Source organism: Sphingobacterium sp. UBA3549, from assembly GCF_002376635.1.
Taxonomy (GTDB): domain Bacteria; phylum Bacteroidota; class Bacteroidia; order Sphingobacteriales; family Sphingobacteriaceae; genus Sphingobacterium.
Map to the genome: position 1 here is coordinate 1 of NZ_DFOE01000035.1, position 22,611 is coordinate 22,611.

Annotated in this window: 16 protein-coding genes; 10 read left to right on the top strand and 6 right to left on the bottom strand. The window is 41.1% G+C overall.

Translation table 11 applies throughout. The features are described from left to right. Positions 1-1,248 precede the first annotated feature (1,248 nt). The 3 genes from B2W36_RS17595 to B2W36_RS17605 all read right to left on the bottom strand — a co-directional run bounded on the left by B2W36_RS17595 (position 1,249) and on the right by B2W36_RS17605 (position 3,225). A complete protein-coding gene (locus B2W36_RS17595) occupies positions 1,249-1,710 on the bottom strand; it encodes an RrF2 family transcriptional regulator (protein ID WP_293888985.1) in 462 nt (153 codons plus the stop codon). 250 nt (positions 1,711-1,960) lie between these two features. Beyond that, complete coding sequence (locus B2W36_RS17600) at positions 1,961-2,161, bottom strand: globin domain-containing protein (protein WP_293879391.1); 201 nt, start codon at positions 2,159-2,161, stop codon at positions 1,961-1,963. Positions 2,162-2,385: 224 nt separating this feature from the next. Then, positions 2,386-3,225, bottom strand: coding sequence for a DUF4846 domain-containing protein (locus B2W36_RS17605; protein ID WP_293879389.1), 840 nt, complete (start codon positions 3,223-3,225; stop codon positions 2,386-2,388). Between the two features lie 158 nt (positions 3,226-3,383). Between B2W36_RS17605 and B2W36_RS17610 the strand changes: the two genes are divergently transcribed. From B2W36_RS17610 to B2W36_RS17620, 3 genes are all read left to right on the top strand, one after another. Further along, on the top strand, positions 3,384-6,806 hold the full coding sequence (locus tag B2W36_RS17610) for a glycosyltransferase (protein ID WP_293888987.1): 3,423 nt from the start codon (positions 3,384-3,386) through the stop codon (positions 6,804-6,806). Positions 6,807-6,941: 135 nt separating this feature from the next. After that, the gene (locus B2W36_RS17615; RefSeq protein ID WP_293888989.1) at positions 6,942-8,465 is read left to right on the top strand and encodes an NAD(P)H-hydrate dehydratase; all 1,524 of its coding nucleotides are present in this window, start codon (positions 6,942-6,944) and stop codon (positions 8,463-8,465) included. Beyond that, positions 8,449-8,847, top strand: coding sequence for a GNAT family N-acetyltransferase (locus B2W36_RS17620; protein ID WP_293888990.1), 399 nt, complete (start codon positions 8,449-8,451; stop codon positions 8,845-8,847). The genes B2W36_RS17615 and B2W36_RS17620 overlap by 17 nt, the downstream gene beginning before the upstream one ends. Positions 8,848-8,915: 68 nt before the next feature. On the opposite strand, the gene B2W36_RS17625 is transcribed toward B2W36_RS17620, so the two are convergent. Continuing rightward, on the bottom strand, positions 8,916-9,503 hold the full coding sequence (locus tag B2W36_RS17625) for a sugar O-acetyltransferase (protein WP_293879381.1): 588 nt from the start codon (positions 9,501-9,503) through the stop codon (positions 8,916-8,918). 216 nt (positions 9,504-9,719) lie between these two features. Here B2W36_RS17625 and B2W36_RS17630 point away from each other — a divergent pair, with 216 nt between their 5' ends. Beyond that, positions 9,720-11,933: a glycosyltransferase family 4 protein gene (locus tag B2W36_RS17630; protein ID WP_293879379.1), complete on the top strand. Its 2,214-nt coding sequence runs from the start codon at positions 9,720-9,722 to the stop codon at positions 11,931-11,933. Here the strand turns inward: B2W36_RS17630 and B2W36_RS17635 are convergent. Beyond that, positions 11,905-13,389 carry a glycoside hydrolase family 130 protein gene (locus B2W36_RS17635; protein WP_293879377.1) on the bottom strand — a complete coding sequence of 495 codons (1,485 nt, stop codon included), beginning with the start codon at positions 13,387-13,389 and terminating at the stop codon, positions 11,905-11,907. The genes B2W36_RS17630 and B2W36_RS17635 overlap by 29 nt on opposite strands. A gap of 127 nt (positions 13,390-13,516) precedes the next feature. Between B2W36_RS17635 and B2W36_RS17640 the strand changes: the two genes are divergently transcribed. The 6 genes from B2W36_RS17640 (at position 13,517) to B2W36_RS17665 (ending at position 20,666) form a co-directional block, all read left to right on the top strand. Continuing rightward, complete coding sequence (locus tag B2W36_RS17640) at positions 13,517-14,989, top strand: aminoacyl-histidine dipeptidase (RefSeq protein ID WP_293879375.1); 1,473 nt, start codon at positions 13,517-13,519, stop codon at positions 14,987-14,989. Between the two features lie 221 nt (positions 14,990-15,210). Continuing rightward, positions 15,211-16,539 carry a GntP family permease gene (locus B2W36_RS17645; RefSeq protein ID WP_293879373.1) on the top strand — a complete coding sequence of 443 codons (1,329 nt, stop codon included), beginning with the start codon at positions 15,211-15,213 and terminating at the stop codon, positions 16,537-16,539. Positions 16,540-16,569: 30 nt separating this feature from the next. After that, positions 16,570-17,034 (top strand): RidA family protein, encoded by a 465-nt coding sequence (locus B2W36_RS17650; protein WP_046674510.1) that lies wholly within the window; start codon positions 16,570-16,572, stop codon positions 17,032-17,034. Positions 17,035-17,044: 10 nt separating this feature from the next. Beyond that, entirely contained in the window at positions 17,045-18,151 is a 1,107-nt protein-coding gene (locus B2W36_RS17655) for a D-TA family PLP-dependent enzyme (RefSeq protein WP_293888992.1), read from the top strand. A 1-nt stretch (position 18,152) separates the two neighbouring features. Beyond that, positions 18,153-19,247 (top strand): dipeptidase, encoded by a 1,095-nt coding sequence (locus B2W36_RS17660; RefSeq protein WP_293879363.1) that lies wholly within the window; start codon positions 18,153-18,155, stop codon positions 19,245-19,247. 177 nt (positions 19,248-19,424) lie between these two features. Beyond that, positions 19,425-20,666 (top strand): MFS transporter, encoded by a 1,242-nt coding sequence (locus B2W36_RS17665; RefSeq protein WP_293888994.1) that lies wholly within the window; start codon positions 19,425-19,427, stop codon positions 20,664-20,666. Between the two features lie 68 nt (positions 20,667-20,734). Here the strand turns inward: B2W36_RS17665 and B2W36_RS17670 are convergent, their stop codons facing one another. Continuing rightward, on the bottom strand, positions 20,735-22,516 hold the full coding sequence (locus B2W36_RS17670) for an ABC transporter ATP-binding protein (protein ID WP_293879359.1): 1,782 nt from the start codon (positions 22,514-22,516) through the stop codon (positions 20,735-20,737). Positions 22,517-22,611: the final 95 nt, after the last annotated feature.

Below are 22,611 nucleotides of genomic sequence, written 5' to 3' on the forward strand. Positions count from 1 at the left end.
ACACAGTTTACTTTACACCCTCGTGAAAGTTGAATTTTAGCAATTTAAAAACTGGTTTTATATGATGTGTAGCTTTATATTTTGTTATTTATTTAATTGTATTATATCCTTTTATGTTTAAATTAATTCTCCTTTCTGTTGTTTTCTTTTTGTTAGACTTATTATTTACTGATGTGAAGCATCTTATTTTTAAATTTTTCTCCTTGTGGCAGTAATCACGCGATTAAGTTATTTTTAGCGCGCGTGTGCTCTCTTTTTTATAAACGACATGTAGGTCTTGCTATGTGAAGGAAAGTGTTTTAAATCGACTAAAAATACCTTTATAGGCTATATCTTAGAGCAGTATTGGTTTCGCTGCTTGTAGTTGAATCGACTATGCACTAAATATGCAAGATTTCTATTACTTAAATCTTGTTTCCTTTACGGCACCATTTAGAGGCTTTGTAGCTATTTTCTAACCCTTCTATACATAGAGTTACCTTAATTCCTATTTAATGAGTTAGATCGCGTCAAATACCTGCTAAATTGAAAGTTGATACATTACCATGATCCATTCGGCCTATGTCGATTTACTTCAATGTAGTATGGACAAGTCTAGAGAGGCATGGGGTAGGCGATCGCTCCAAACCGATGCTATTTAATACGGTGAAAAGGGCGGATAAAATTTTATCCACCCTTTTCACCGTATTAAATAAGCCTTTAAAGTCATTTTTATTGCTAATTTTTTTGTTTATTTAAAGTCTTCAAAGTATTGTTTTTCAGATTTTAATAATTATTATATGTAGTATTTGTATGACCATGTGCTATATTGTGCAAAATCGCCTTTATAGTCAGTAAATAGTCTTCTTTTTTTACCATTTAATCCAAAGGAAAGATGAAAGAAGGGATACTCATAGCATTATAAGCTCTTAGAAAATGTAATCATTTTCCTCGTTTATAGTACTTTTAACTATCATGTGTGTTATTCTCAATCGGTTATATTAGGACAGTAATTCATTGTCCTACCGATTTCGATATCATGACTGTTACTTATGCTGTACGGAATTTATCGGTATATAAAACTATCGTATCGATTGAAGTTGGGTGCTGTAGATACGATTTTCTTATCTATTTTTTTTATATATAGGCCTTATTTTCAGTGTTATTATGTGGTTTATGTATATGGATGGTTGGTGTTTAAAATAAGGATATTTGGACATGACAATTAATCTGCGAACATGTTTGCAATCTTAATCTTTAGCCGGATTATTAAGTTTTATTCGGATGGATATGCATTTTAGTCAATAGAATTTTTCCGTTAATAAGCTCATCATTGAATTGGCCAACGGTCGTTTTTTGAAGCATTTCCGAAAGGTTATTGCGTATGGTCTTGAACTCGTGGTGTAGGGGGCAAGGATACTGTTCGGAACAAAATTCAAGCCCCATGCCGCAGCCGACAAACAGGCTTTCACCGTCGATGGCTTTAACGACTTCAGACAGTGGCGTAGACATATCTCCCTGGTCGAGGTAGAATCCACCACCAGGCCCTTTCATGGAGCGAATAATACCCGCTCTGCTTAGATTCTGTAATATCTTACCTAGAAAAGCTTCGGGAGAATGAATGTTTTCAGCTATTTCTTTTATGCCCACACGCTTATTCTCTTGCGAGCTTTGAGCGATAAAGAAAACTGCCCGTATTCCATATTCACAAGTTTTAGAAAAAATGCCCATAATCTTCTTGCTTTTTTTGCAAATGTACAAAATCAAAAATAGCCATCCGCTAATGATTAAAAATTAGAGATGACTATTTAAGGGACGGTGTACAGCTGTTAATTTAGTTGCAAAGATGCCGGGCCAAATTCCTCGAAATGTATGTTGTTAATATCAACACCTTGAGTGGTTAAATATTGAACGTGTTTTTTAATAAAGCCAGCTGGGCCACAAAGGTAATAGTTTGCTTTCTGTGGAAGATGAGCGGCGTCTATCTTAGCCAGATCGACCCAGCGTTAGCCAACGCCGTCTGTTGTCTCGCATTTTTTTGATTTCCCATATTGAAAATATGTCTAAGTTCAGGATTATGCGTGAACATACGTTTGTAGAAATGACTGGTAAGTGCTACACCATGTTCTTTTAAAACAGGAACAGTGCTCTTTACTAATTCTTTTTGTTCTTCAGTAATCATGATAAAATATTTAAATAGCTTTTTATCTTTTATTTTTTATTAAAAAAATAAAAGCGAACCTCGTTTATGAGGGATTTTGAAAACCTTGATATGATTCATTTGCAAATGACTATCGGCACAAAAATATAAATTTAATAATAAAAGATAAAAATATCTTTTATTTCATTTTGAATGTTGAGCTAGCAACCAGTCAAAGAGTTTAGTTCGATTCGGATCGCTTTAGGCTATTCCCATGTTTTTAGGTTTTTCGGATAAAATGTCCATTCAGGAGTTTTTATCACGTCTTGATCTATATCATACCAGGGACTGAGTTTGCTATTGTTCCAATTGTTTAAAATTTGTATATCTTGAGCTGGCATGTAGCTTTGGGCGAGCAGCACAATTGTTTTCCCACTATTATCCTTGGCCAGATCAACAACAATAACTGCATGGCCAATAGGCGATCCTTTTTGAATGAAAGTGTCTCCAATTTTAACTTCTTGGGTAGTGTTTACATGATGAAGTTCGTCGTGTAGCGAAGCGGTATTAGCGTAGGCGAAGATGTACTCCAAGTACTTCCAATAGGTTAGGTAGGAGTAGTCTCCCTTTGCGTAGTTTGTATAGGCTCGGGGTTTGCCATCAGAGAGAAAGTTGAATTTTATATCCTTATAGCGCTTTTGTCCGTATAAATAATCCGCCCTGAGCCGCATGACTGCATCGGCACACTGATGTAAATCTCGTTTTCCTATGTCCAGTTTTACAACACTATTGTAGATATTTTGTCTACGTTTAATCTTTCCATTGTAATAATGTACCTCTTGATCGATAGGGTAAAGTGGAAGATTTTCAAGAAAATTCCCAAATGCATCAGCTTTGTATTGCAACCTTTTGAATCCTTCTGGTAATAAAAAGCGTGATTTGACCGTCATTCCATTGGGGTCAATAAATTGGTTTCCGTCAGTCCGTATAGTTTCCTTGGATGCTGAATCGATAGCTTGTGTTTTCGATGCAGTGATATTGGGCTGTCCACAACCAAGAAAAACCTGACAAGAGAACAAGGGAATGAGTATAGCTAGTGGCCTCATATTTCTACGTAGTGTATTGCAATCTAGCGAATATACTTAATTTTAAGCGGAAATGGAGGGAGGAGTGGAGCTTTAAAATTAAGAAATTTTTAAGCTATTGATTGGCCCTTTGGATCATTTTCTGATGTAGCTTAGCCGAAGTTAATAAGAATACGGTTATGTCAGAAAAACAGATTTTTCAGACGTCAAGCAAAAAGCGCTGGTACGCTTTTTCATGGATGAGCAGGGTATTGGTAATTGGTTTGATCATTGGTGTTATCGGTGTCGTTTATACATTGGGTAAGATCCAGATTCCTCCGTTTCCAACAATTAATACCAACACGCCGTTGACTGAAAAGTCTACTGCCAGATTAAAGAAATCAAAGCAATTCAAGGAATTTACCATTCTAAAATCCGAATTGGAGAAGATCAAACACGATCGTGATCTCAAGCATCTAAAACATATTGGCTCAAAAAGTAGGATCAATATGGGATTTTACGTCAGTTCCTGGTCAAACGAAGTCCGTGAGCAGTCCCTATCTGATTTACGGCGCAACATCGGTCATTTGGATATGGTCGCCATGGAGTCATTTTTTACAGTACCCAATCAGGATACGGTGGTAGATAAAGCGGATACTGCCGCGCTTAAGGTTATTCATCAGTATAAGCGTAAAGCTATCGCACAGATTTCAAATTTCAGTGGTAACGATTTTGATGGGAAGACTGTAAAGGCTATTTTGCGTAATCCGGATAAACAACAACGTCTTATAGACGACATCCTTCTTAAAGTGAAGCGCAATGGTTTTGCAGGAATAAATATCGACTTTGAGAATTTACAGTTGGATGACCACCAGCCATTAAATGATTTTATGGCACACATTTATACCGTGTTTCATACCGAGGGGCTGCTTGTGTCGCAGGATATTTCGCCCGAAAATGATGATTACGACCCGATTGCCTTGCAGAAATATAGTGATTACATTATCTTAATGGCCTATGATCAGCATTCTATTGAAAGTAATGCAGGCGCTATCTCCCATCAGGCATGGGTCGAAAAAAATCTCGATGAGCTCTGCAGTAAGGTCGATGCGAACAAGGTAATTTTGGCGCTGGCATGTTATGGCTATGATTGGCCTAAAGGTAGTGTTGGGCAGACATTGACTTATGATAATGCCGTCATTTTGGCGCATAATTACAATGCCAAGATTGCTTTTGATCCCGAATCGGCAAATCTAAGTTTTAATTATACCGACGGAGGAGGAATGTACCACGATGTTTACTTCACAGATGCAGCAACCTATTTTAATCTTATCCGTAAAGCAGATGACTGGGGATTAGCCGGTATTGCTCTTTGGCGTTTGGGTAGTGAAGATGCGCGTTTATGGTCTTTTATTTCAAGATCATTAAGTCAAGAAAGCTTAAAGAAAGATCCATTTGATTTTGGAAAGATACAACAAATCCTTGTTGGAGGAATTCAATATATTGGCGATGGGGAGATTTTGGATTTGGTGAATAGTCCCGCCCCCGGGGAAGCAAATTTCACTTATGACCCGTCGACGCTGATGGTAAAAGACCAGAAGTATGTAAAGACGCCAAGCAACTATGTGATCAAACGCTTTGGAGAAAGAGACAATACGGTGGTTCTTACATTTGATGATGGTCCAGATCCAACATATACACCGCAAGTATTGGATATTTTAAAAAAGGAACATGTACCTGGTGCTTTTTTCCTTGTTGGCGTGATGGCTGAGAAAAATATGGATTTGGTTCGTAGGGAATATCAGGAAGGACATGAAATTGGGAATCATACCTTTTTTCATCCTGATATGTCCACCATCGGGCCTAATAGGGTCAAGTTTGAACTAAATGCAACCCGAAAAATCATTGAATGCATAACCGGTCACAGTACAATACTTTTTCGCGCACCTTTTAATGCAGATGCCGAACCACAGACCGTTGCCGAAATTCTACCGGTAGCTCAGAGCAGGAAGGAAAACTACATCAATATTGGAGAATATATCGATCCGAACGACTGGTTGCCCGGCCGTACCGCAGATGAGATCTATAATGAAGTGGTCAAACAGCGCGATAACGGAAACATTATCCTATTGCACGATGCCGGAGGCAATCGAGAAGCGACTATTGCAGCCTTGCCACGGATTATTCATTATTTCAAATCTCATGGTTATAAATTTGCAACGATTGGAGATTTAATGGGCAAAAAGCGTGATGAACTGATGCCTCCAGTAAAAAATGCGTCTGATTCAGGTTTCAGCGGATCTTCCAACCGTTTGTTTTTAGGAACCTTGTTTTATGGTAATATTTTCCTTAATCTGGTCTTTTCCATTGCCATTGTGTTGGCAATTTTTAGAACAGTAATGATTGCTTATTTGGCAATCCGACAAAAGCGAAGGAGTAAAAAGGAACGATCCCAATTGATAGTTGATCCTCAGGAGAAGGTGAGCGTTATTATTCCTGCCTATAATGAAGAAATAACCGTACTGGCTACTATACAAAGTCTTTTGAATTTGGATTATCCAGATTATGAATTGGTTTTTGTGGATGACGGGTCGAACGACAAAACGTTTGAGCTGGTTAGTAAGGTGTATGGCGACCACCCTAAAGTGCGGCTGTTTACAAAACAAAATGGGGGCAAAGCTTCTGCGCTTAACTATGGTATCCAACAATCCCAAGCGCAGTTTGTGCTCTGCATCGATGCCGATACGCAACTAAAGACAGATGCATTAAAACAATTGATGAAGTATTTCAATAAGGACCAGGTTGCAGCTGTTGCCGGAAGTGTGAAGGTCGGTAATGTACATAATATTTTGACACATTGGCAATCGATCGAGTACATCACGTCACAGAATATGGATCGACGAGCCTTTGATCTGCTCAATATGATATCGGTAGTGCCCGGAGCAATTGGCGCCTTTCGTAAATCCGCTGTTTTGGAGGTGGGTGGATTTACAACCGACACCCTGGCGGAAGATTGTGATTTAACCATGCGTATATTAAAAGCCGGTTATATCGTTCGTAATGCATCAGAAGCAATCGCGTATACTGAAGCGCCAGATACGGTTGGTATGCTCTTTAAGCAAAGATTCCGCTGGAGTTTTGGTGTATTGCAAAGTTTTTGGAAGAATAAGCAGACCTTATTAAATCCTAGATACGGCTATTTTGGTATGGTTGGAATGCCCAATATTCTGATCTTTCAGATCATACTTCCGCTATTTGCGCCTTTGGCCGACATATTTATGTTGTTCTCCTTGGTGAGCGGTCTTTTCTCCCTAAGCGAGGTAAATGGTATCAGCTGGACAGGAATTGCAGGACTGTTTTCATTGCATACGGGGTTTGGTCAGGTGATGTTCTATTACTTCCTTTTTGTTGTCGTCGATATTTTTTTTGCGGCTATCGCGTTTAAGTTGGAAGGAGAAAAGCTCGTCAATTTAATTTATTTGTTTCCACAACGTTTTTTCTGGCGCCAACTGATGTACTTCGTTTTATTCAAGTCGGTCAGAAAAGCCATTAAAGGAGAATTAAATACATGGGGTACCTTGAAACGAACCGGAGGAGTGAAGCAGGTCACAGCAAGTGAATAGAAAGCACTCATTGACAACGAAAGCATTGGATCGGCATGACATACTGCATGAGCATCACTATCCTTTGCCAAAAAGTATACTGATATTTTTAATTGATCTCAGGATTAGTTACTTTCAATAAAAATAAGAAGAACGATGAAGATACTATCCGCTCAGCAAATGAGGAGCATTGATGGCGAAACTTTAAAGGATCAAGGTGTCAACAGCCTTGATCTTATGGAGCGTGCCGCAACCGTTGTTTTTGAGGAAGTTAAAAGATTTCATCCCCGGATGGAGTGTGAAACTTTTTACATTTTTTGCGGCAAAGGGAACAATGGTGGTGATGGCCTGGTGCTTGCTCGCTTATTGAATCAAGAGCAGGCATCGGTAAAGGTCTATCTCATCGATGTGGAGGAGTATTCCGCTGACAATCTTGCTAATCAAAAGCGTTTGTCCAACCAGTTAATCCAAAAGATCAATCCCGAAGAGCAGGTGGATATACCTTCTAATGCAATCGTACTGGATTGCCTGTTTGGTTACGGGTTAAATACAGTACTCACAGCAGAATGGAGCGGTATTATTTCTAGTATAAATGGATGCGGTGCAAAAATCTACTCAGTGGATATGCCTTCCGGGCTTCTCGCGGATAAAAATACACCGCTTGATGCTCTAGTTGTTAGGGCAGACTTTGTGTTTACTTTTCAGGCGCCCAAGCTCGCTCTGCTACTGCCAGAAAACCAATGGTATGTCAAAGATTTTAAGGTGTTGGATATCAATCTCAGTCGGCGGGCCATTGACGAAACAGAAACTAATCTCTTTTATGTTGACCAGCTCCTTGTCGCCTCTTTTTATCGAAAGCGACGGAAATTTGATCATAAAGGGACATTTGGTCATACGTTGATCATTGGCGGGAGTAAGGGTAAAATGGGAGCTGTGCAGCTTGCACTACAAGCAGCCCTTCGCGCTGGATGCGGTTTAGCGACAGCATATGTGCCCGCCTCTGGCAATACCATCTTACAGACTGCTGTACCCGAAGCAATGGTATTGACAGACCCTGAACAGGATTTTATTAGCCAAATCCCCAGCATCACGAGTTATCAGTCCATTGGCATCGGTATCGGTATGGGTACAACGCAATATACTAGTGATGCCTTAAAGGTATTTATTTCTAACGAAAGTAATACCCCGTTGGTATTAGATGCCGATGCATTGAATATTCTTGCTTGCGAACCTGATCTTTGGGCATTTGTACCGGCAGACAGTATATTGACTCCACATCCAAAAGAGCTTAGTCGAATATTGGGTCCTTGGAAGGATGATTTCGAAAAGATGGAAAAAGTAAAAGAGTTCGCCTTCAAACACCAATTTTATATACTGGTTAAAGGGGCCAATAGCATGATGGTTATGCCCGATGGGGCGCTCTATTTCAACAGTACAGGCAATGTAGGAATGGCGACAGGTGGCAGTGGCGATATACTGACAGGTATTATCACAGCGTTGCTTGGACAGGGGTATTCTTCCAAACAAGCTTTAATTATGGGAGTATATATCCATGGGCGTGCAGCAGATATTGCGGTAGAAAAGATTGGAGTCTATTCTTTGTTACCTTCCGACACGATCAATCATCTTTCCAATGCACTGATTGCGATAGAACAGGAGTATGATGGATTGGTACATTGAACAAGTTTTTGCTGCCCGAACTTGGAAACTGCGAAAAGAAGTCTTTTCTCCCGGGGGGAAGCTCGGTGAAGTAATGCTAGATGGCGATTTTGAAGCCACGCATTTTGCAGCCTACGATGGAAATGATGTCGTTGGTGTTCTCAGCCTGATCTCTTTCGGCGATAACTACATGATCCATTTTCTTGCCGTTGCCCCACATCTTAGAATGAAGGGGATAGGCACGGCATTATTGGGCTATGCTAGACGATTTATAAGAACATTTAATGGTAAAGTTATCCTAGCCGAAGCCCTCCTTGATCAACAGCACTTTTGGAAAAAGAACGGTTTTGTTGTGGGAAAGCAAAATGATACCACCGTTACCTATTCATTAGCGCTAAATTAATTTTATTCGCCAAGATGGGTAAATACAATAATAGGGTGGTCCCGATCCATCCAGCATGTGTGACTTTACTAACTTTCGTCGTAGTTGATTCGATCAGATTCAGTTATTGGACGAAGGATCCGGCAAGGGTTACCAGCCGCTATGACGTCTGATGGAATATCTTTAGTAACGACTGATCCAGAGCCAATCACCGAATTTCTTCCGATCCGTACGCCGGGATTGACAACAACATGCCCACCTATCCATACATTATCTTCGATAACGATTGGCAGCGCAAATTCCCAGCCTTGATTTCTTGCTTCAAAATGAATGGGGTGACCAGCAGTGAATAGGCTTACATTAGGTCCAAATAGTACGTTATCGCCGATAATAACTGGAGCACAGTCTAAAATAGTGCAATTATAATTGCTGTAAAAGTTTTCACCAATAGTAATATTATAGCCGTAGTCACAACGAAAGGGTGGCTCGAGAAAAAAACGGTGTCCTGTTGCGTTAAATAGTTTCTGAATAATCTGTTTTCTAAATTTAATTTGTTTAGGTTCCGAATCGTTAAATCGCTTAAGCTCTTCTTTGGCGTATTGCCTATCTTTAAATAACTGCCCATCCGAATCAAGGTAGGGAAGGCCGGCAATCATTTTCTCTTTTGGTGATTTCATTCAGTACTTTCTTTTAGGTGGTAAACATAGATAAATTGATGATTAAATACAATACTAATCTGACAACCGTTCATTGATGGGATTCACTCCCCATTCACGTTTTCTTTGAATTCCTACCGATGTGACAAAACAATTTTCATCTGAAAAGCATTTAGATAGTGTAGCACACGTATGCTACGGCCTAGTTCTGGGCTTTATCCAATAATTATTATTTCAATGAAGATCGCTTATATAAGTACCTATTTACCCAAAGAATGTGGTATTGCCACCTTTACGTCAGATTTGTTGCAGGCTATTGCGCTGCATAATCAGGAATTGACACAACATGTTTTTGCTGTTGCGGACAGGGATTATGTTTATCCCAGTGAAGTTGTTTTTAAAATAGACCAACATGCTCAGTTGTCGTATATTGAAGCGGCCAACTATATTAATGAAAACGGTTACGATTGTGTGCTATTGGAGCACGAGTACGGCATCTTCGGTGGTAATAGCGGGATGTATATCTTATCCTTGATTAATGCGCTGCATATTCCATTACTGGTTAATTTTCACACCATCCTTGAAAAGCCGAATGTCGATGAAAAAGCTATCCTTATTGAAATCGTTAAGCGGGCTTCTATTGTTACTGTCATGAGCAATTATGCGATAACATTACTCAAAAATATTTATAGGGTCAATACGACAAAAGTTGTATTAATACACCACGGAGTGCCGGAATTTACCTTGGATCATGAACTTGCAAAGTTTAAAAAAGGCCTTTCGGGGAAGAAGGTTCTGTTGACCTTTGGTTTTTTAGGACGAAATAAGGGCATTGAAATGGTGATTGAATCCCTACCCGAAGTTGTCAAAGATGAACCTGACCTCGTATACCTCATCGTTGGTAAAACACACCCGAATGTATTGGCGCATTCGGGGGAGGAATATCGGGAGTATCTCGGCAGTCTAGTGGAAGCCTACCATTTGGAGGAACATGTTCGATTTATTAATTCCTTCGTCAGTCAGACCGATCTTGTCGAGTATTTATGCGCTTGCGACGTCTATGTCACTCCTTATATTAACGAGGCGCAGATTACCAGTGGGACCTTATCGTATGCCATCGGAGCGGGAGCAGCGGTAGTGTCCACTCCTTATTGGCATGCAAAGGAATTGCTTGCCGATGGAAGGGGGGTACTGGTTGAATTTAAAAATTCCGCCAGAATGGCTGAAGTCCTTAAAAATCTGTTCTCAAATTTAGATTATCGCACCACATTACGAGACAACGCGGGTGCGTTTGGAAAAGAGTTAACCTGGAAAAATATAGGCCTTCGGTACACGCGGGTTTTGGAAAAAATCATTCCAACCTCCGACGGCCTCAAAGAAAATGTAGCCTTTACAAAAGATGAAATGCCCAAATTCAGCTGGAAGCATATTGATCGACTTACTAATCAAGTCGGTATCTTACAGCATGCAACGTATTCCCTGCCAAACTACAAAGAAGGCTACTGCATCGACGATAATGCCAGAGCACTTCTACTCACCTTATTGGCTCAAGATGATTTTGCAGATAAGAAGTTAGATCGTCGTATCTCCACTTACCTCAGTTATATCTATTATCATCAGCGCGAAGATGGACTATTTCATAATTTTATGGATTTCCAGCATAATTTTCTCGATGACGTCGGTTCGGAAGATTCCTTTGGGCGGACAATATGGGCCTTGGGCATACTTCTTCGTAAAACTGAATTGACAAGCTACTACCAATTGGGACGCGAATTATTTTTTAGAGCTGTGCCAAATTTCAGTCAGTTGCGCTCCATCCGTGCGATAGCATATACTGTATTGGGAATTGCAGAATATTTGAAGGACCAATCCAACGATGAAGTAATGATAGAGTTGATGCGGACGCTTATTGGTAAGTTGGTGTGGGAATATGACGCCAGTTCTGATGAACATTGGCAATGGTTTGAGCCTGTATTGACTTATGACAATGCGATATTGCCCTATGCGTTATTGGCTGCTAGTTCATTTTTAAACGATGATAAAATAAAACAGTTGGGACTATCTACACTCAAATTTCTCGAAAGCATAACCATACAAAACGGCGCCCTTTCATTGGTTGGAAATCAGGAATGGGCCAAGCAAGGCAAGCATATCAGTAAATTTGGCCAGCAGCCTCTTGATGTAACGGCTATGGTATTTATGTATCGCGAAGCATTTAAACTGACGAATAAGAAAATCTATTTCAATCGAATGATTGCCTCGTTTCGCTGGTTTTTGGGAGAGAATGATCTTCGTCTTGGACTTTATGATGAGGAAACCAAGGGTTGCTGCGATGGTTTGGAATCCTATGGCATCAATAGAAACCAAGGTGCTGAAAGCACCCTTTGTTTCTATTTAGCTTATGTTGAGGTATATCGTGCTTTTAAATATAGCGATCAGGGTTTAAGATAGCGAGTAGTAAATCTTCGAGTTTGATTGTTGCGTAAGTGGACTCATAATCAGACATCGCATAGGGTAAAATGAGGTGATCATTGTGCACAATCGCTCCGCAAGAATAAATGACGTTAGGTACATATCCTTCCCTTTCTTCATCATTGGGGGTCATCAAGGGGCTATGTAGGCGACCAATTTCAACATGGGGGTTATCCAGGTCCAAAAGGGAGGCCCCCAAAACATACTCACGCATTGGCCCTACGGCATGGGTAAGGATCAGCCAACCATACTGCGTTTCTATTGGTGACCCACAATTACCAATCTGCACAAATTCGTATGGATACTCGGGCTCTTGAATTCGGATAGCCGTTTCCTGCCATATATTAATATTGTTAGAGTAAGCAATATAATTGTTCTCGCCGTCAATGCGGCAGAGCATGGCATAGCGTCCGTTTATTTTTCTTGGAAATAATGCTGCACCCTTATTGGCGATTTCACCATAAATAGGCTTCACTTTAAAATGGTAAAAATCTTTTGTGGTCAATAGTTTAGGGAGAATGCTAAATCCATCATAGGCGGTGTAGGTTGCATAATAGACGCTCTCACCTTTCTCATCTTTGAACTGGACAAACCGGGCATCTTCAATGCCTCTCTTTTCGGTGTCAGCGAGTGGAAAGATTACGCGTTCTGAAATGGAGGTGTCCCATGAGAACGTCATTTCATAATGCGAGGAAGCGAGCCAGAGCGCCTGCTGTAAAAATGTTACATTTTCAAGGTTTTCCTCGCTATCCTGGCGCACTTCATCAATATACCGCTTCAGTTCCTCGTAAGTAAAGGTATCTGTTAGTTTTGCCTCCAGTTTAGACTTCACTTCAGTGGGCTCGGCATGTAGCTCATTCATCTTCTTTAAGAAAGATTCCTTATGATAACGATGATTTTTGACTTGAATAGGTTTATCCAATAAACTACCGACATAGTCAATATGAATATTATTGTTAACATCCAATGTGCCCGAGCGAAAAACGATAGAAGAAACATGGCCTTCACCAGTGGCCCTGAAACTTAAAATAATACGTTTTTCCCCTTTAAATAATTCTGTCTGGTCCGGATGTTCTATGATGGACGGATTAAATAAGGCCGCCGACTCTATCGAATACTCCATGGTAAAGTAAGAGCCAATCAGTAACTTGTCAATATGACTTAGTTTCTCTTTTGAAAAAGGAATCTTTGCCAATAAGTGGCTTACCCGATCAAAATTTCGTTCAAAGATATGAACAATGCTCCGATGTCTCTTGGTATAGCTTCGCAGGACCTGCCCAAAGACTTCTTTCCGCTGCGATTCGTTAAGGGATAAGATGCGTTTGATGACTTTGATTGTGCGATCATCTCCTAGAAAAAAGAAACGTGCTAGTACTCTTTTTTTATCTGGCTTAAAGTAAATATCTTTTCGTTCAACTTGTACTGGTTTATGCATAATATTATGTTCATGTTTACATCCTTATTAGAACGAATCGCGCCTGTCTTTTGTTTTTATTCCCAGTCAATAATCAAAGGATATCTGATAAAAATCGAGTAACTTTGGCTCAGGAAAATTTTAAGATATGATTGAAAATAGTTTAGATATGTTAGAGCCGAAAGCAATTTGGAGGAATTTCGCTGCTCTAAATGGGGTGCCAAGAGCTTCAAAAAAAGAAGCACGCGTGATTGCTTTTATGGTAGACTTTGGAAAATCACTGGGGTTAGCGACAAGCGTAGATGAGATTGGAAATGTGCTTATTAAAAAGCCCGCTACTGTGGGAATGGAAGATCGTAAAACGATTGTACTGCAGTCGCATTTAGATATGGTGCACCAAAAAAACAACGATACTATTTTTGACTTCGATACCGAAGGTATAAAGATGTATGTGGATGGTGATTGGGTAAGAGCAGAAGGCACCACTTTAGGTGCGGATAATGGTCTTGGCGTCGCGACAATCATGTCAATTTTGGAGTCATCTGCTATTGTGCACCCAGCTATTGAAGCCTTATTTACCGTTGATGAAGAGACCGGAATGACTGGAGCGTTAGGATTAAAAGGTGGCGTGCTCTCGGGCGAAATCCTGTTGAATCTGGATACCGAGAATGACACCGAGATTGATATTGGCTGTGCAGGAGGGATCGATGTAACAGCAACACAGTCGTATAGCGCAGAACCTTGTCCTTTTGACATGCTATCGTTCGAACTTACGGTGAAAGGACTGCATGGAGGACACTCGGGAATGGATATTCATAAAGGTTTCGCGAATGCAAATAAGGTGATGAACCGCTTGCTATATAAAGCTTATCAACAGTATGGGCTTCGTATTGCGTCGCTGTTGGGCGGAAGCCTGCGCAATGCCATTCCGAGAGAAAGCGTTGCCAAGGTGGTTGTCGTTAAGGATAAGGCAAGCAGCTTTGTTCAGAATCTGACTCAATTGGCGCAGGATATTAAATTGGAATTTGCCACAACGGAACCGGCTATGGAAATAGTGGTGAGGCAGACTGATGCTGCTTACGCAACCGTAGTTCCGGTAGAGGTCCAGGAAAATCTAATCAACAGTGTTTATGCGGCCCTGAATGGAGTATACCGTGTGAGTGCCGATTTTGAGAACCTGGTAGAAACCTCCAATAATATTGCTAAAGTTGAAGTCGGTGGCGAAAAGGTTTCCATCAAATGTTTAACGAGATCTTCGGTCGAAACATCTAAATTTGATTTAGCCCAATCTTTGCAGGCTGCATTCGAACTAGGTGGTTTTAAGGTGGATTTTTCGGGTAATTACCCCGGATGGGCCCCTAATCCGAATTCTGAAATTTTGGAAGTTCTAAAATCCATTTACACGGTACAACACGGTGAAGCGCCAGAAGTCGTGGCTTGTCACGCTGGACTCGAGTGCGGTATTTTGGGCACAAACTACCCTGGAATGGATATGATTTCTTTTGGCCCTACAATCTTAGGCGCACATTCGCCAGCAGAACGCGTCTCCATTTCTTCCGTGCAGAAGTTTTGGAGGTTTATTCTCGAAATTCTTAAAGAGATTCCTGAAAAACAAATTTAAATAACAGCATCTTTAGTCCTCGACAGATAGTCGATATAATACGGCAGTAGATCATGAAAAAAGAAAGGTATGGTGATAAACCATACCTTTCTGCTTTATACTAATTTATCTTTTTTATAGAAAAAATGAAAAAATATCCTTACTTTGAAACTGAAAAAACGATTTACTAGACCAAAATAATATGTAAACTCTCCATTCGAGAGAATCCTAATTATGATATAATGACTATAATCCTCATTGTAATCAGCATTTGTTTGCTCATCGTCTGCATCACTTATTTTAAGATCAATGCCTTTCTCGCTTTTTTGATTGTTTCGTTATTCAGTGGATTTTGTTTGGGTATTCCACCCGCAAAGCTAGTGGGCACTGTCGAAAAGGGAATAGCCGGAGTGATGGGTAGCCTGACTTTAATTCTTGTCCTGGGGGCTATGCTAGGGAAAATTATCGCTGAGAGTGGTGCTGCTGAGATTATTGCAGAAAAAATGGTACGACTGATGGGGGCACGGCACCTCCAGTGGGGACTGATGTTGACAGGCTTTGTTGTTGGAATACCGCTATTTTATGGGATTGGATTTGTCCTGTTAGTCCCCCTGATATTTTCGATTTCTTACCGGTATAAATTGCCTGCAGTATATATTGGGTTGCCGATGCTGGCAGCCTTGTCGGTCACCCATGGATTTATTCCCCCACATCCTTCACCAGTGGCTCTCGTAGCCTTGTTTCATGCAGATATGGGATTGACGCTTATTTATGGTCTCTTAATTGCTATACCGGCAATCGTTTTGGGCGGACCTGTATTTGGGAGAAGTCTGAAAAACATACGACCAATTCGAGAATCAATTTTCCGCGAAAAAGATCGCTCAAATACTGCAGAATACCTCCGTCCGACTGTAGGCGTAAGTTTGACTGTCGCTTTGCTGCCGGTATTACTTATTGTTCTATTTACATTGCTTCCTTATTGCTATCACATAAGCGACGAGACATTGGGGCAGGCATTAAAGTTTTTCGGTAACCCTACCGTTGTTATGTTGATCGCTATCGGTGTGGCCACTTATTTATTAGGATTAAAACTGAGGCGATCAATGGCCAGTGTGATGACAGTCTATGAGTCTGCCGTGAAAGATGTTGCCATGATTTTATTGATTATTGCGGGATCTGGAATCTTTAAACAGGTGATGGAGGACAGTGGGGTAAGCCTGTTGTTGGCAAACACATTGCAGCAGCTTCCTATTTCGCCATTACTGCTGGCCTGGCTCATTACGGCCGTCATCCGGGGCTGTGTTGGATCAGCTACTGTTGCGGCATTAACGGCCGCAGGTGTTTTACTGCCTATTGTTACTGCAGGAAAAGCGGATCCGAATCTTATGGTATTGGCTATAGGAGCCGGAAGTCTGATGTTTTCACATGTCAATGATGCTGGCTTCTGGTTATTTAAAGAATACTTTGGCCTAAGCCTCAAAGATACGCTATACTCGTGGTCGGTGATGGAGGCGATTGTTTCCATCGTTGGGCTTTTAGCCCTTTTACTAGTACAATTAATTTTATATTAGCTATTATTTTAAATTTTAAAATCGTTAAAGATGTATAACGCAGATGAACAATTCGAAAAATTAGGTTTGACTTTACCTCCGGCGCCTGCACCAAAAGGCGTTTATAAACCATATGTTATCGATGGTAAATACCTGTATCTTTCTGGTCATGGTCCGGTGCAAGATGACGCCACGTTGATTATCGGTCGAATTGGAAGTGACATCAGTCCAGAGGAGGGCAAACTTGCCGCAAGACAAGTTGGTCTAACAATGTTGTCGACCATAAAAACTAATCTGGGATCATTGAACAAAATTAAACGGGTTATCAAAGTATTGGGTATGGTCAATTGCACCTCCGATTTTCTCTATCATCCCGGGGTCATTAATGGCTGTAGTGAACTATTTGCTGCAGTTTGGGGAGAAGAGAATGGTATTGGAACACGTAGTGCTGTTGGTTTTGGCTCTTTGCCCGATAATATTCCAGTCGAAATAGAAGCCTTATTTGAATTATACTAACCCGCTTCATATGGAAACTTGGTGTCATATAGATAATCTTGATCGGGTCGATTCGCCAGCTTTGCTTGTTTACCCCGACCGTATTGTAAAGAACATCGAAAGCGCTTTACATAGGGTGCATGGGCAGGCTGACCGGTTGCGGCCGCATATTAAAACAAACAAGTGCCGGGAGGTATGCCAGCTTATGGTAGATAAAGGGATTACGAAATTTAAGTGTGCAACAATTGCAGAAGCAGAGCTGTTAGGTGCGATCGGAGCCAAAGATGTTTTGCTGGCGTACCAGCCTGTAGGGCCTAAAATCGATCGTTTTCTCAATTTAATAGCAGCGTTCCCCGATACTCATTTTGCCTGTCTTGTGGATCATGTCGATGCTGCGCAGGATATTTCAAAGCGGAGTCTTTCGAAAGAATTATGCAGCGATGTTTATCTAGACGTCAATGTGGGCATGGGACGAACTGGCGTTTCGTTAGAGAGAATTGAACGGCTGGTTATGGATATCCATCTCTTGGAAGGAATTAAGCTTATCGGCTTGCATGGTTATGATGGTCATATTCATGATAAAGACTATAAGTCTCGCCAAAAACAAAGTGAACGTTCTTATAGCATACTCGAAACCGCCTACCTTATGGCACAGGTGTCTACTTCGAAACCTTTAGCTAAAGTTATTGGTGGTTCACCAAGTTTCCCTTTTCACGCCGAGCGCACCGACGTAGAATGCAGTCCCGGAACGTTTGTGTTTTGGGATTTTGGCTATGCCGAAAATTATGTCGAGCAGGATTTTATACTCGCAGCAGTGCTTTTGACGCGTGTAGTTTCGATTGTTGATCACAATCACCTCTGTCTGGACTTGGGGTATAAATCAGTTGCATGTGAGTTGTCGCAACCCCGTGTCAAATTTTTCGATCCCCGTGTTGTACAAATAAAGATGCAAAGTGAAGAGCACTTGGTGGTCGAAGTTGCAAAAGCTTCCGAATTTAACATTGGCGATGCTCTTTATGCCGTACCACGGCATATCTGTCCTACCGTAGCTTGTTATGGTGACCTGCAAGTTGTTCACAAGGGGCAGGCAGATCAGGTTTGGACTGTTTACGCGCGAGATAAAAAGATAAATTATTGATATGTATGAATTTGAAATGCCATTCTTGGTAGACGCTCATTTGGATTTAAGCATGAATGCCATGGAGTGGAACCGGGATCTTCGACTTCCGATTACCGAACTTAATCGTCGGGAAGGAGGGATGAAAGACAAGCCAGATCGTGGTAGGGCAACAGTTACTTTTGATGAATTGCGTCGTGGTCATATTGGTTTGGTCGTTGCGACTCAAATTGCCCGTTTCGTGACACCTGAAAGTTCCTTGCCCGGTTGGTATTCCGCAGAACAGGCTTGGGCGCAGACCCAGGGGCAGCTCGCGTGGTATAGGGCAATGGAAGCTGACGGTCAGCTAAAAATGATTCGTACAAAGGCCGATTTGGACCAACATATGGTCCTATGGTCGGATGGTATTGATCATATGCATAAGCCGATTGGTTACCTGTTGAGTCTAGAAGGTGCAGATTCCATAGTGGATATCAGTAATCTGGAAACGGCATATAACTATGGTTTGCGAGCTATTGGGCCAGCACATTATGGGCCAGGTCGGTATGCTAATGGGACAGATGCATCTGGCAAGCTTAATGAGCAAGGCATCATGCTGTTACGCGAGATGGAGCGTCTAGGGATGATATTGGATGCGACCCACCTGAATGATGATGCTTTTTGGGACGCTGTCGAACGTTATCATGGCGCGATCTGGGCCAGCCATAATAATTGCCGCAAATTTGTGGACCACAATAGGCAGTTTAGTGATGAAATGATTAGAGCCCTCGTTGAGAAGCAAGCCGTCATTGGTGTGGCGCTAGATGCCTGGATGATGGTGCCTAACTGGATCCGAGGTATATCGGACCCTAAAACAAGCAATTGCTCCTTGGAAATCGTGGCCAACAATATTGACCATATTTGTCAATTGGCGGGAAATGTGAACCACGTGGGGGTGGGAAGTGATCTTGATGGAGCCTTTGGCCGGGAGCAATGCCCTTATGATCTAGAGACGATTGCCGATATCCAGAAAGTCTTTAGTATTCTCGGAAAACGAGGATATAGAAAAACCGATCTTGAAAAAATCGCCAGTAAGAATTGGCTTAATTTTATGCGAAATGTGCTGCCACAGTCTTAAAGATAGCGGTGTGGCAGCATTGGGCACTGATGAAATCAATGACTATGTCAGGTATTTAAGATGTTTTAAGTTTTTAGTTACGCCTTTACGAGCGACATCACTTAGAAGACCTTATTGTTGCTGGACTCGTTGTTGTGTTTAGTAGAAAAATCAACTTCTTCCAATACTAATGAACAGATGAATCCAGTATTACGTGTGCAATTGTCCCTGATGATGTTTTTGACCTATTTTGTCAAAGGGGCTTGGTTTGTAACTTTGGGAACATACCTTATTAATTCGCTCAATGCTTCCGGTATGGAGGTAGCAAATATTTTTGCGACGCAGTCGCTTGGAGCCGTATTTGCTCCTTTCTTTGTCGGTTTTGTCTCTGACAGATACTTTAATGCCGAACGCGTACTTTCGGTTTTACACCTGATTGGAGCGGTGCTGCTCTATGGAATGTCACAGGCACCAGATGCGACGCATTTTTATCCCTATGTATTTATTTACTTTATGGCATATATGTCGTCGCTGTCTTTATCTAATGGAATAGCATTCCGTCATATTGAAGATGCGAAGAAAGATTTTCCGGGATTGCGTGTTTGGGGAACGATTGGTTGGATCTGTTCGGGGCTTGTGATCAGTTATTTGTTTCGCTGGGACGCACCCGAATCGATAGCTGAAGGTGCCCTTCACAATACTTTTATTATGGGGACGATTTGTTCACTGCTATTGGCAGTCTTTAGTCTTGCATTACCAAATACGCCGCCACAAGCCAACATTAAGGGGGAAAAATTTGATTTTGGAAAGGCGATTGGTTTAGATGCGCTAAAGCTTTTAAAGCAGCGGAGTTTTCTAATTTTTTTTGTAACAGCCATTGTCATCTGTATTCCGATTTCGTTTTATTACCAAAATGCTAATCCTTTTTTGGTAAATGTTGGCATTCCCAATCCGACTGCAAAGATGGCCATGGGCCAATTTTCTGAGGCAATTTGTCTGTTGTTGATCCCATTTTTCTTTAGAAGACTTGGGTATAAAAATATGATTCTATTAGGAATCTCCGCCTGGGCGCTTCGATACTTGTTTTTTGCATTCGGTGACGGTCAAGAAAGAGCATTCTTACTTTTATTCGGTATTTTATTGCATGGAATCTGCTATGATTTTATGTTTGTTGTCGGCCAGATCTATACAGATAGAATTGCTGGTGAAAAATATAAGGCTTCTGCACAGGGACTTATCACCATTGCAATGTATGGTGTAGGGATGTTGATCGGTTTTTGGGTTGCTGGTGCTGTATCGGATTATCTCAAAGCGGCCTATTCGTCGCAATTTTGGGAATACCTTTGGTTTATTCCTGCCGGTATTTCTGGGTTTTGTCTTGTGTTATTTGCCGTTTTTTTTAAAGAAGATAAAGCAATAGTGGATCGGGTAGTCAGCTAAAGGATGCGTTCTGTCCGATCAAGACCATACTAGTCCGCATCCTTTAGCTAAATTCAGGGATATTTAAACTATTCGACAATACTTTCCAGTAACTGTTTTTCATGGAGTTCAAAATATTCACCTCTTTTCTCCATCAGTTCAGTGTGCGTACCTTGTTCAACAATTTCGCCTTGATCCATCACAAGAATATGATCTGCATTCTTGATCGTTGAGATGCGGTGCGCGATAAAAATACAAGTCTTGCCTTTCATAATGCGGCTGAGTGAACGGAGAATTGTTTCCTCTGTTTTTGTGTCCACGGCTGAAAGACAGTCGTCAAATATCAATACTTTGGGTTCTTTAATCAGGGCGCGAGCGATAGACACCCGTTGTTTTTGTCCTCCAGAGAGGGTGATACCACGTTCGCCAACAGCAGTTTCAAAACCATCTTCAAAGGCGATAATATTGTCGTATACAGCAGCATCCTTAGCGGCCTGCTCCACTTGTTCCTGTGTAAATTGATCCAGGCCAAAGCCTATGTTATTGGCAATGGTATCCGAAAATAAGAAAACATCTTGTGGGACAAATCCAATTTGTTGGCGCAAGCTTTTGAAATCAAAAGCTTTGATCTCCAGATTGTCGTAATTTATTTTTCCCTTATCGGTGTCATACATCCGGAGAAGTAAGTTGGCTAGGGTTGATTTTCCGGACCCTGTTTTTCCTATAATGGCGAGTGTTTTCCCGATCGGAATTTGAAAGGATATATTTTTAATGGCTTGAATGCCTGTTTCCGGATAAGTAAAGGAAATCTCCTCAACCCGGATTGCACCAGCTAATTCTTTGGTGCCTTTTCCATTTACAATTGGAGATTCCGTCTGAAGAAATTCATTGATGCGTTTTTGCGAGGCTGCGGCACGCTGCACCAGTGAAGTTACCCAAGCCAAGGACATCGCAGGGAAAGTTAATTGATTGACATAGATAATAAACTCCGCTATATTTCCAGCCGTTACAGTGCCTTTGGCAACTTCAATCCCACCAATGTAGATGGTAATTACCGTACTGAGCCCAATAAGCAAAAGAATAAGCGGAAAGAAAACAGCCTGCACTTTGACGAGGTCGAGAGCCGTATTACGATAGATGGTACTTTCCTTCTCAAATTCCTGCATTTTATTTTGTTCTCTGGTATAGGTCTTGATGACGCGGATACCGGCAAATGTTTCCTGCACGAAAGAAGAAAGGTTGGCCAATTGTTTCTGTATTTTTAAGCTACGCTTATTAATAATTTTGTTGACAAACAGAATAATGACCGACAATACTGGTATTGGAGCCAATGCATAGGTTGCCAACCGGCCATTTACGCTGTACATTGCATAAATAACCATGATAGAAAGGACAACAGTGTTAATCGCATACATGATTGCAGGTCCCAGGTAGTTACGTACCTGATTGACATCTTCGGTGGCACGGCTCATCAGATCCCCTGTATTATTCTTTCTAAAGAAACCAAAGTTTAAATCCTGATAGTGGTTATAGATCTCATTTTTGAGATCGTATTCAATATAACGTGACGTTAAGATGATCGTTTGCCGCATAAAGAATAAGAAAATACCCCGTAAAAGCGAAAGAAGGAGCACGACGAAACCAAAAAACAGGAGACTGGTGCCAAATACTTGGTAGATGAGTTCCTGTCTGTCGAAACCATCAAATAGACGGTACAGATAGATGTTTTCCTGTACCAAATCAAATGCTTCGCGGATTACCTTTGCGGGCAATACCCCGAAATAGTTGGAGATGATAACAAAAATAACCCCTGGAATCAGTTTCCAGCGATATTTATAAAAGTACTTATTTAAGTAGGCGAGATCCTTCATATTATGGATACAAAAGTAGAACTAATTCGTCAAAATGTTTTACGATTTAAGTGAATTTACTGTCATTCGGAAATCAAATGTTAAGTCTTGGATAA